Raw genomic sequence first — 13,045 nt, forward strand, 5'->3', positions numbered from 1 at the left:
GCTGATAAGTGGACCGGGTCTGTAAGCCTCTGGGGTCGTATGGTAGTGACTATTATGATGTTTTGATTGCGGATATTGCATGGAATGAGGGAGCTCGTCAGAGCCCCCTCGGTATGGATGGGAATGAATAGAAATATAGATTAGAACACCAGTTCGTGGACGCCCCCTGCGCCAACCAGTGTGATCGGCTCACCGGCTTCGGCAACGTCATTGCGAATCAGGCTATGAGTATCACCTATCCCAGGTGCTCCGGCTTCTGCCGTAATGTCCTGGAGCCACATGCGCACGCTGTTGAGATCAGTGGCATCGAAGGTTGCCAGCACGTTACCATCTGCGTCGGGGTCCAGTAACCAGGTGAAGGTTTGAGCCGCTTCCAGTTTGTTGAAAATGGCTTTGGCATCATCACCTTGGGCACCTTGAAGGATGTCCAACATCAATGTGCCTGCCGTTGCGGGACGTCCGTCTTGGTAAGCGCCATCAATGAAGGCATTTGCGTAGAAGGCCATGCCTGTCGCGTCGGCAGAGCGGTCAAACAATGCCTGATAAAGGTCACCGATAAAGCCGTTCACGCTGGTATCCGTGATATCACCATACAAGGCCCGTGATTCTTCAGACTGTGCAAAGGCGTCAACCATCGCTTCCGTATTGCCATTGTGTTCAGCCAGGTAATCAGTCCAGTAAACCAGCCCTGCACTGTCTGCTGGACGCTGATAGTAGGCGATATACAAGGCTTGAACCTGTTCGCTGAGTGTATCGCTGCCAAAGCCCAGTGCTCCCGGATCTTTAATCACGCCATTGGCGATGCCGTCAGCATCGAACTCGCCCCCGTCAGTCAGGGTAAAGTCCAGACGCAATTTGCCGCTTTCCAACACGATGTTGCCGCCATACTCGGCTGATGCCAGGTTGACCCACTCGCCCGCTGCGTTCTGTTTCCAGTAACCATTCACAGTGACTGAATCATCCACATATAGGCTGAAAGTCTCTGTTGCACCTATTTCTTCGATATTGGCATCGAAAGAGATTAGGCCAAGAGGCATGTTCAGTTCATCAGGAGCTTCATCAGGTTTATCCAGCTGCTGAACATTGGCCAGTTTGGTGCCACTATATGTGGTCTTACCGTTACTGCTGCCGCCGATTAATGAGACAAAAATAGGCTCAGCGTTGGTCTCTTGCGACGGCAATGGTGTGTCACGGAACGGCACTGAGGCGACATCTTGCTGGCTGCTGTCAGCTACACCATCGCCATTACCGTCACCGATTGTTGTACCGCCAATGGACGGTACGAAATCTTCTACTGTTTCAGGAATGCCATCGCCATCGTCATCCGGCATATCGCCCCACTCACTTTCATCGGGCAGTTCTGGTTTCGGTTCTGGTTCTGGTTCTGGTTTCGGTTCCGGTTCCGGTTCCGGCTCTGGCTGAGGAACAGGTCTAGTGCCACCGCCTCCTGTACTCGGGGTGATGTTGCTGACGCTGGCATCCACCAGACTTGGGGCATCATTCCCCGCGCTGTCCTGAAGGGCAATGGCGTCATCTGCAGCCGTGGGGTCCGTATACGATACCGTTACCGTTTGCCCGGCCTGGACGGCACTGGCAAGCGTGAGTGTTACGGTCTTGGCTGTCGCATCAACACTGACCGTATTCACCGCAACCACAGAGCCGTTAACGTTGACACCAAAGGCGCTGGCAGGTGGCAGATTGGCAGACGCCAATGGACTGGCATCGGTGTAGGTCATCACCAGACTGTTGCCGTTCACCGTTGCAAAGCCGAAGGCAGGGCCATTGGTATCGCCGACGGCTGCATCCTCCGGTTCCTGGTCAAGCACGGTGACGGCCAAGGCCTGTTCAGCATAAGACCCTTCATCATTGGTCGCACGCACGATCACGTTGTAAACGTTGTCCGCACCACTGTCGGTCGGGTTTTCGAAGTCCGGCGCCCCCTTGAAGCGCAGCAAGTTACCCGAGACTATTTCAAACAGCCCACTGTCCGGGTTGTTGGCCCCATCATCAACACCGCTGATGCTGAAGGTAATCGGGCGTCCATTCGGATCAACCGCTGACAGCGCCGTCACCTGCTGCGAATTTTCGACCACGAAGAAACCGTTGGCGATCGAAATGCTGGGGGTGACGCCAGTGGCAATGTTCACGTTTACAGCTGCAGGCTGAGACTGGCCGCCATCACCGTCGCTGAGTGCAAAGCTCACGGTACGCGAGGTGTTGACCGGATTTTCCTGGTCGTTGGTGAACTGAATCGCTTCGACCAGTGCCGCGACCGCTGCCTGTGTGGCGTTCGTGTTAAAAGTTACCACCAGGTCGTTAGTGCCGCTGCCGCCAGCGAAGGTACCAATAATGGTGCCTGCATAGGAAACATTGCTGCCATCAACACTGATCTGCCCAGCGCTAGTACCGATATTCTTGATACTCAGCAGGTCATTAGCAGGATCACGATTGAAGGTAATCGAGACTTGCAGCTTGCCACCATCGAAGTTGGCAGAATCCGGGTCATTGATCACAACGTCGCCGTCTTGCTCCAGCGTCTGGGCACCGGAATTGGCCGGGTAGCCCAGAATATCGGTATTCAAACCGCGGATTTCGGGCGCATCATTGAAGGCGGTACGGGTGATATCCAGCGTTGCGTTTGCGCTTGCCGCATCCGGATCACTTACACTCAAGGCGAGTCTATCATCCGTTTCATCGTCATTATGCTGATAGCGCACCTTGCCGGCATTCAGTTGACTGTGGCTGAAGGACTCGCCCGTTATCAGGGCTTCACCGATGTCCTGCGCGCCGTTACCGTTGGCATCGATGTAAACAGTGCCGCTGTCCGGTACCGATGCAAGCGTGTAGGTCAGCGTATTGAGAGCATCATCAACATCTGCGGCCACAATATCGGTGGTCGTCAGTGTTTTTGAGCCGCCTTCAGCGACCGTGAAGCCATTCGCGACCAATGTCGGTGCATCATTGACGGCGCTGACCGAAACATGGCTGGTAATAGCAACGTCTGTACTGTTATCTCCGGTTTCCGTCACTTTGGTGAGGGTAACCGTGCGGCTGCCTTCAGTCGGATTTTCGCTGGTGTTCTGGTAGGCAAGACCATCAATCAGGCTATTCCAGGTGGCCTCATCAGCATCTTTGCTGAGGGTAACCATAGCGGTACCGCCGGTCACCACAACACTATATCCAACCTCATTGGTCGTTGTGATTCCTGTTGTACCGTCTGTAAGGGCGAGACTCGCGCCATCGACAACCAGGTGTTCGGCTGTTCCATCCTTCAGGCCGCTCACCATCACTGTCAGGCCGGTGATATTTTCATCAGCCTCGATCGGGTCTGCATTGGCACCGCTGAACAGCATTGCGGCACTGGCGTCGCCTTCGGTAAAGCTGACAGGTGCGGAACTGGTACCCGCTGCCGTGACCGTCAGGGTCGGCGCATCATCCATCGGGTTCACGGCGATGTTGAAGGTTCCAGCATCACTGAGCGCTAGCCCGTCACTGATATGGAAGCTGAAGCTGTCCGCGGTGGTTTCGCTGCCGTCGTGCTGATACTGGATACGGCCTGCGTCGATATCGGCCAGCGTAAAGGTACTGCCAGCAGTCAGTGCTTCACCGGCATCCGCAGTGCCATTGCCGTTGGTATCGCGGAACAGAACACCATGGGTGGTGTCGCTGGTCAGCTGAACACCAAGGCCCGACTGCTCGGTATCGGTGCCGTTGAGGTCAGTCAACGTCAGCGTCACTGACTCGCCCTCGTTGACCACGCCATTGAGATCACCGGCTGCTACTGGTGCAGTATTACTGGAAGGCTCCGCGCTCAGGGAGTCTCCGACATCCTGCGTTGAGCTCAGGCCAATGAGCCCCGTGTTGTCGCCCGTACCAGTGTCTTGCAGGCTGACCAGCGTCACTACCCGCAATCCAGCGGTTGCAGTGGATGCTGGCGGTTCGGCACCGTCATTCTTGCTGTTGACGTAGGCCAGGTTGCTTACCAGCGCCCCAGCTTCAGCTTCAGTGAGGCCAGAGTGGGTCAGGGTTACCGTAGCGGTTGTACCGGTTACGGTTACGGCGACGGCATACCCAATCGCCCCCGTGGCTGTGGTACCGGTATTGGTATCGGTTAAGCCGATTGCTTCACCATCAACCCTCAGCTGCTCATCCGGGCCATCGGCCAAGCCGGTGACCGTCAGGGTCAGCTGAGTAATCAACTGACCGTCTTCCACGGTGTCGGCAACCACATCGCTGAACAGCACCTGGCTGCCGTCGATAAGCGTTGGGTTTTCACCGGTTGCCGTCAGCCATGGTGCTACATCCACTGTGGCATCCGGTGCCTGCACGGTTGTGACACCGCTTTCCAGCGCTTCAGCATTGCCGCGGCCATCGGTGAAGCTGACAGCGACCTTGTACTGTGCACCCTCAGCGGCATCAGTCGGCAGGCTGTACGCCTTGGCAGTTGCTCCTTCTACAGGCACCCAGGTAGCACCGTTATCCGTGCTGACCTGCCACTGATAGCTGAACGGCCCCAATCCATCAGCATCGGCAATAGCAGAGGTATCGGCGGTAAGCGTTTCACCTGGCTGTGGTGTGCCATCATCAGCGATGGTGACAGGCCCTGTGGCCGCTGTATTGGTGAATGCCACCGTGCCGGTCGCTTCACCGTTCAGGGTATTGGTCCGGCCCAGCGCGTCGTCAAAGCTAACCTGTACACGGACCTGTTTACCCTGGTCGGCTGCTTCCAATGTGTAATTGGCCGCATCGGTGCCAACGTTATCCCAGGCTGTACCGTTGAAGGTTTGCCACTGATAACTGAAAATAAGGTTGTCAGGCCCGTCGGCATCGGCAATTCCGCTAACGTCCGCCGTGAGCACTTCACCCGGCGTCATCTCGCCGGTAATGACCGGCTCGCCGGTGGGCGCATCATCGGTTTCGGTAATGGTCAGGGTAACGTCGCCTGCCTGGTTGGCCGCAATATCGGCAAAGGCATAGTCTTCCATGCCATCGACAACCTTGAAACCAAAGCTGTCGGCACCAGTTGGATTAATGCCGTCCGGGTTCTGGCCATTGTGGGCGTACTTGATCTGACCCGCATCCACCTCGGCCTGAGTGACGTAGCCGTCGGTACCAATGGCATTGATCGCGCCCACGCTATCGCTGGCACCAACCGTGGCGATCGCCTCGCCCTCGTCGGCGACACCATTGCTGTTGGTGTCGCGGAACAGCGTGCCCTGAGCGGGCGTTGAGGTCAGCACGTACTTGAGCGTGCCGTTGTCGTTATCGACATCGGTGCTGCTCAGATCGGCACTGGTGAAGACGTAAACGCTACCTTCATCCAGCTCACCCGCAGTATCGCCACCTTTAACCGGAGCGTCGTTGACGGGGGTGATGCCGATGGTGGTCGATGCTGGCACCCCCGTGTTGTTGGCAGCATCAACAATATTAACCGTCACCTCTCGCGGCGTAATGTCGGGATTATCAGATGTATTCTTGTACAGTACTGCACGCAACCCCTGCTGGAAGAAAGTGGCATCCTTGTCACCGCTGAACACAATCTTGTGAACACCGGGGTCGCCGTTGTTGATGGCGTTATCATCGGCGTCATAAAAGGTGGTGGTAATTTGATTGTTCGCCAGGTTGGCCACTTGTGTGGCTCCCATGAACAGAGTTTCCGCCGCTCCGTCCTGTGCATTGGTCAGCTGCACGGTTTGTGTATTCAGGTTACCGTCCTGATCCGTGACCTGAGCATTTGAGGTGGCAATATAAGTGCCGGGGTTACCCTCGGTGAAATTGGTTGAATGGTTGGTGCCTTCGGCCGTACTACCGTTCAAATCGACCACTGGCGTCCAGAGCACCTGGACCATCGACGTGGCTGAGGAGGCAACATAAGCGCCTGTAGCCAGATCCGCTTTTGCCGTCGCCGTGGTCACAGTGCTGCCATCCAGAGTAAAACTCAGTGTTGCGCCATCCGCCAATCCGATCAGTGGGCCTGAAGCCGTAAAGTGAGTGCTGTCGATAACCTCCGCTACGGTATGACCGCTGTCGGCTCCATCGATATAAATTTTCTGTCCGACAGTAATAGCGCCATTGCCCACGTCAATCGTGAACGACGCCGCATTTGATGTCAGCCCACCGTCCCCGGTGGCTTGATCCAATACAGAAATCGTAATAGCACGGTTGCCTGCAAACGCACTGTCAAGAGTATTGTTGTACTGGATGCTCTGCAGAACCGATTGGTAATCCGCATGGCTGGCCTCACCGCTCAGGTTAAGCTTGGTTGCACCAACCAGCCCGCTTTCACCGGTACCATTGCCCGTAATGGTGATCGTGCCGCTGGCACCTACATAACTGCTGCCCACTGTTGAGCTGAGCGTTTCGTAAATCGTGAAACTGTTGTCCCAGTCACCCGCTGTAATTTCGGCGGTTGCACCGACTAAGGTGGCATCACCATCTATATCGGTGATGAGAACATCACTGTCAATGATATTGACGGCCTCGCCACGCGGACGGAAAACCACTGCATGATCATTGCCCAGGAGGTCGGCCCCCGCGGACAACGCATCGTTTTGCACCACACCATCCGCCAGACTGTTATCGGCATTAAGATCCAGGATGGGGGCGTCATTGGCAGCGGTGATATCGACTACCACAGTACCCAGAGTAATATTACCGGACCCATTATCATCTGCTGCCGTCAGGGTCAGAGTGTCAGCCCCCTCACCATTAGCATTAGGCGCCCCGGTGTAATACAGCTGGTCTGCGGCGTTCAGCCAGGTATTAATCGCATTCAATGCCCCTGTCAGTGTCAGTGTGCTGCTTTCACTGCCGGTCACCGTGACAGTACCTGCACCTGCATCACCGCTGGCACCGCTCAACTTGCCGGCAAACGCACTCAGCTTAACCGTAAAGGTGCCATCACTGTCCAGATCTGTCATCCCGAAGGGCGTGCTGAAGGGGATCGCAGTGAGAGCATCTTCCACAACAGTCACACTATCCGGCAAGTCACGCGCGGACGGTGCATCGTTGGCCCCCTCTATTTCGATTGTCAAAACAGCCGTATCAGACAGGTTGCTGGCATCGGTCAGCGTATAGTTGAAACTATCTGTCAGCGTTTCTCCGGCCTGCAATGTTTCCACGGACCAACCAAACTGGTTCACCGTATACGTGTATTCACCGGTGTCCTTATTGACCCGCAGGGTGCCGTGACTACCCGTAATCACATACTCGTTACCTGCCAGCAGGCCAACGGTTCCTAACCCTTCCTTGTCACCAGACCGTACGGTGGTCAAGGTCTGGGTATCGTCTGCATTGGCATCGGTATCATTGGCAAACAGATTGCCGGTTGCGTTTGTGCCAGGCGTGCTGTTGTCAAGCCCCCCCGCTTCAGTCGCGGTATCAGCATCATCAACTGCAACTGGGGCAACCGTACCGAGCTGAATCTGCGTGGAGGTGGCGGCAGCCGTCTCGGCCGTGCCTTCGTCGTCGGTGTAACTGATCGATACGCTCAGGTACTTGCCGCCATCATCATTGGTGACTGTGTAGGCACTGCTGTTGCTGCCGACAGCAACCTTATTGGTTTCGCCTGCTGCGTCATCGGAACGATACCATTGGTAAACCGGTGTAGCCTTGGCAAGGCCATTCGAGTCACTCAGGGTCACGACCAAGGTTTCACCCGGACTCGGCGAACCGGTCATGACGGCCGTTCCCGCCACATTCAGTGCCGGCACGGTCAACGCATCGGATACGGGAGCTTCTGCGTACCCACCGTTATCGGTATAGAAGGCTTGTACACGTATCTGGCTGCTTGACTCTGCCTGCGTCACCGTGAATGTCTTGGCATCTGCACCGGCAATATCAACCCACTCACCATAAGTGTCTGGTTCAGTGTCAATACGATCACGTACCTGCCACTGATACAACACCTCACTCGCTGTGAAGCCGTCGCCATCACTCGGTTCAGGAGCGGTCAAAACATCACCCAGTGCAACAGCACCACCATTGTCATCCGTGATAGCGCCCAGAGTGCCAGTGTCGTTGGGAGCTGCCGCTGCCGCTGCACCACTAGCCATGTTCAGTTTGAAAGACGTAAACGCAGCGTCACCCGCTGCATCGGTACCCACTATGCGAATATCAAGGTAGGGTGTGCCCGCCGGTGGGTTACCGCTGAGAACATGAGTGTCTGGATCGAAATTAAGCCAAGCCGGTAGCGCCTGCCAGCCTCCTTGGCCGTCACTGACCTGGGCGCTATAGGTGATGCCGGATGTTGCATCCGTTGCCCCGGCCGTACCATCGCCACTGATGTGGCCATCTGGATCCTGGAACAGATTGTCACCAACATCGAGACTGATCGATTCACCAGCATTAACAGTAACATCCGGCAAATATGTCGTCGTCGATGGACTATCATTGGTATTGGCAAGCACCAATGTGAAGGTCTGGGATGCTGACGATTCCGTGCCATTACTATCGGTTGCTGTAACCTTGATATCAAGGGTTGATGGCACATCATGCACCGGGTTGCCGGACAGCGTGCCGGTCACCGGGTCGATGCTCAGCCAAGCAGGCAGTGCGCTGCCGTCGGTCAGGGTGGCATTGTAGCTAAGCGCATTCCCGTCGGTGTCACCTTCACTGTACGCAAAAGCGTCAGCCGGCACCTGGAAGCTGAAGTGGCCATCCCCGTTCCAGGATGGGTCCGTAATGGCCGTGCCCGCTGTCACCCCTGTATCTGCTGTATTACCCAGTGACAGATTAATACTGGTGCTGGCTGACAACCCTGAAACGCTATCCGTGGCAATAACGGTGAGCACACCTGAAGGCAGCGCACTGCCATCACCCGAGAAGGTGGCCGTAGCTGCATCAAATGTCAGCGCTGCCGTATCGGACAACGGACTACCATCCAGCTGCGCTTCATAAGTCAACGCATCACCTTCAGGGTCAACGAAGGTGCCTGCTGGCAGCTGGAAAGCCCAGTCGCGACCAATGGTCGTGATGGTAACGGTTGGCGTTCCGGTGCCTGAATTAATGTAGGTACCGGTAAAACTTTCTGCCGTGATGTCCGCACTTTCACCTGCGGTGTCAGCCGTGAACACGACGGTATCCGTAGCCCCATCCTTGGCAGTCGCACTATGAGCTGCAAAGTTGTCGCTGGCTGAAATGACTGTGCTGGCAACATCGGCGGCTGAAACAGCTGTTCCGGCCGTAGCGGTTACTCCATCAAAGGTCAATGTAGAGCCGCTATAGCCACCACTATACTGAACCTCAAACACTTCAAGGCCATCGTTGCCATCAGTAACTGTAAGCTGCGTCTCCCATATGCCGTTTGATTTCAGTGTTCCGCTGAAATCGCTGTCAAGGATATCCTCGAGGTTTTGGTCGCCGGCGGTTGATTCGAAGCGAACAGCATTTTGCCCATCCACCTTAGCTACAATCCAGTTGTCAAAAGTCTGCCCGCTGATTTGTTCGGCTATTTCCGAGGCCTCAACCGTACCTGAAGCATCCGTATCCACGAGTGTGACCGTAGTGCCGTCAAAAATCACGGTTTGGCCTGCCAGACCGGATGTCTCAGTACCAGCACCATCGTCCAGCGTTAGAATAAAGCTTTCAGGCTGTGCCGTGTCACCATCCTTCACCTTGGTAACGGTCGCACTGCCGTTGAAAGAGCCGATGGTCACGACATCCTCATAGGAGGTATCAAGTTTGTCACCCGCTGCTGCGGCTGTGAATACCAGGGTGTCACTTGTCCCTTCCTTGGGAGCAACTGCGTAGTTGTCCGTGTTACCTGCCGCCAAGACTGCCGACGCCACTGTCGCGGCGTCAACAGCACTGCCCAAGGTCACGGTATGCCCCCCAAACGTCAGCGTCTGGCCACCCAGTGCCGCATCAAATACGACCTCGGTCACTTCTTGCGCCGCAAGCACCAACTGGGGCGCCACCGCTGCTGCAACCTGAGGCCCTTGGTTACCGACGTTACTCAAGTCAAGCTGAAATACGTCACTTACCACTGCACCGGCCGAGTCGGTCGCGGTGACCTTGATGAAATATGTGCCGTCAGCATTGGGATTACCGCTGAAAGTTCGTGACGCTTCATCAAATGACAGCCCGGCAGGCAGAGAGCCATCGCCAGACACTGTCTCACCTGAGGCATCGGTAACCGTCTCTACGCTATAGTTGAGGTCGATGCCTTCAGCGTCAGTAAATGCATCTGCCGGAATTTGCCAGCTGAAACTGCCACCGCCTTCGAAACTTTGATCACTCAGTACGGCAGCCAACACCGGCAAATCATTCGTGCCATTCAGCGTGATATCCAACCTCTGGATCGATGATCCACCATCGCTGTCGAACACCTTGAATTCAAAGGTGTCCACCGCCGTCGCTCCAGCTGCAAGAGCATTGATGGCTGTGAAGTTGCCGGGCGTATAAGTCCATTTGTTAGTAGTAGTATCCAGTGACAGACTGCCATAAAAACCGGACTTGGTTACAACATCACCGGTCAGAGTGCCGCCACGAATGGTAAAGCCGACACTGCCGCCATTTTCGGTGACATCTTCCTGATCGGTACCGCTAAGCACACCCGTCAATGCACCGGTATCCACCGAAACGGCATCATCCCACCCCGTGGTTTCTAAAAGTGACGCAGCCCCCTCGGTGCTGGTAAAAATGGGCAGGTCATTGTCCACATTGACAGTGGTAACGATATTGATGGAATTGGCAGAAACACCCGAGGCTTCAGCATCGGTTTCCACTACACGCGACGCGCCAGCCGTGTAACCACCAACGTATTGCTCATCCGTGACACGAATAACCAGCCCACCGGGTGTCCCATTCCAGTTTGCTGTTGGAAAGAAAGCCAACTTGGTTGTTGGCGCCAGCGCCAGGCCACTGTTAGATGCAACCGCGTCAATATCGTGCCAGTTGGTGCCATCTGTCGTATAACGCCAAACCCCCTGATCGGGCGTCGATGTATCATCAATAATAATGATGCCGCCCATCTGTGCTCCGGCATCAACATCGGTGAAGCGGGGGCCAACCAGTTCGCTGACAGTGGCACCATTGATGCTATCAAGCGCCTGATCTTCATTGATAGCCGCCAGTGTGATATTGGTAGACGCTGAAGCGATCACCGGTGCATCATTGACGGCCGTAACATTAATCTGCGCGGTCACATGGCTACTGGAGAGCAGACCGTCGCTGTCACGGGCCTTGACATCAAATGCATCAATCGGCTGGCTTGCGTTTTCAGCATTGTTGGCGTTAGGGGCTGGCGTCCAGTACGCCCTGTGCGTGGCATCGATAACATCATTAGTACCTGGATTCCAGGCTGTTGCGCTGGCCGCGTCGGTACCGATTTTGAGAGTGCCGCTCTTGACACTGGTGACTACAAAGGCATCAACCGTACCTTCACGCAGTGTAGGACCACCCTCTGTCAGTTCGTCTTCCGGTATTGGCTCCTGATCAGCCTCGTTGCCGCGCGCTGCCAGCTCATTAAATGTGATCTCAACCTGTGTATCTTCGTCTGAGGTCTCGACCGGTGCATCAAAGGCCGTAAAGGTCGGCGCAGGATTGGAAGCGGCCTCAATTGCGGCGACGGTTTCACTGATATCAGCGGTATCCAAAGAACTGGCCTTTTCAAAGGTTACCGAAGCCCCAGGGGCCAGCGTGCCACCTTTGAACACAATCGCAATGGCAGAATCTGAGGTTGTGGTATAACCCTTAGGCTGTTCAGGTGCCGCATAAGGGTTGGAGTTAGAAAAACCGAAGTTGGCAACGTATGCACGCGGATCAGACGAGAAATACAGGATTTTTGCAGTGTCGCCAGCCTTGTCACTGTAACTGTCGGGCATACTGGTTGCTGAAACGACGGCCTTGCCGTCTTCGGCATAGGTATTCTCAATTTTATTGATAGTCGTGTAAGAGCCTCCCTGATATACGGTGTTATCCGGGTCAAACGAGCGCATGTAGCGTACATCGGTCAAGGTACTGCCGGTGATATTTGTCAGGGTAACGGTCGTCTTGAAAAACTTGTCATCGACACCGAAGCTATGTGTCTGCTCCACCCGCAGGGTATTGCTGATCGTAGCGGCAAAAGTGACACTCAAGTTGTCACCGGACGACGTGTCGGTCAGCGTTATATCCGTCAATGAGGTTGCATTACCTGAATTGCCATTCAGTTTGCTGAAACCTCCATACTGGGAACCGTTGTAACCGATTGACCAACGTTCTTCGGTGGAGCCCGGCATGAAGTAATCGATGCGCAGGTCTTGGCCGCTGCCAAAACCATCGGCATCGTTACCCATGCCCACACGGTTGTCTTGACTAGTACCAAAAAAACCTGCCGGCTTGCTGCCCACGGTCCCAAACGACCCGGTGCTGCTGATACCCAACTCAAGATAGTTACCGCCCAGAAAAACTTCGCCTCCTTGGGTGACGCTACGAGCGCCTGGCAATGCCAAGGTAGCATCGAAGTCGAAGGCGCTGATGCCCGTCGTGTCAATAACACCTACTGACGCTTCCAGCTCCCAGTCCCCGCCAAGCTCTGCAGCACCGGTCAGGTCATCAGAAGCGGCCACGTCCGCTCCGGTCAGCGCTGATATCTGTTCGATGAGGGTTTTGCCTGCATCATTTCCGGCAACGTCACAGCCGTAAAACAGCAGGTCGGCGTCTTCATTCAGGTGAGTCCCCAGTGCCTGTAATGCATCACTGGCCTCGCTCAAGCTCTCGCTGTTAAGTGTGCTATTACCTAGTTCAATACTGCCCGGGGCTCCATGAGTCAGAACATGTACCGCATCGAGATTAGTGTATCCATCCAGTGCTGTCAGCACTTGCTGAAGACCGCTTTGATCGGGTTCCAGCAGTACGACCTTGGCATATGGTGGCAGTCCAGCTAGCAAGGTATCCAGCTCAGGCAATGTTGAATCTATGAAATAGAATGACTGTGTGAGGGACTTGGACATGCGTGACACTCCGTGGTCAGATATCGGGCATAGGGTGCAGGCGATAACTCTAAGCTCTAGTACAGGCCACGGCACAGTTATTCTCAAAGCTATGAATGGTGGCTGACCAA

General features: G+C 55.2%; 1 protein-coding gene. It reads right to left on the reverse strand.

The genetic code is table 11. The annotated features are described in order from the left end of the window. Positions 1-140: 140 nt before the first annotated feature. A complete protein-coding gene (locus CLV44_RS07885) occupies positions 141-12,935 on the reverse strand; it encodes a DUF4347 domain-containing protein (protein WP_106591571.1) in 12,795 nt (4,264 codons plus the stop codon). Positions 12,936-13,045 lie beyond the last annotated feature (110 nt).

Origin of the sequence: Marinobacterium halophilum, assembly GCF_003014615.1 — a bacterium.
Lineage (GTDB): Bacteria > Pseudomonadota > Gammaproteobacteria > Pseudomonadales > Balneatricaceae > Marinobacterium > Marinobacterium halophilum.

Coding starts and splice junctions, on each gene's coding strand:
- CLV44_RS07885 (WP_106591571.1), bottom strand. CDS start 12,935: ATGTCCAAGTCCCTCACACAGTCATTCTATTTCATAGATTCAACATTG.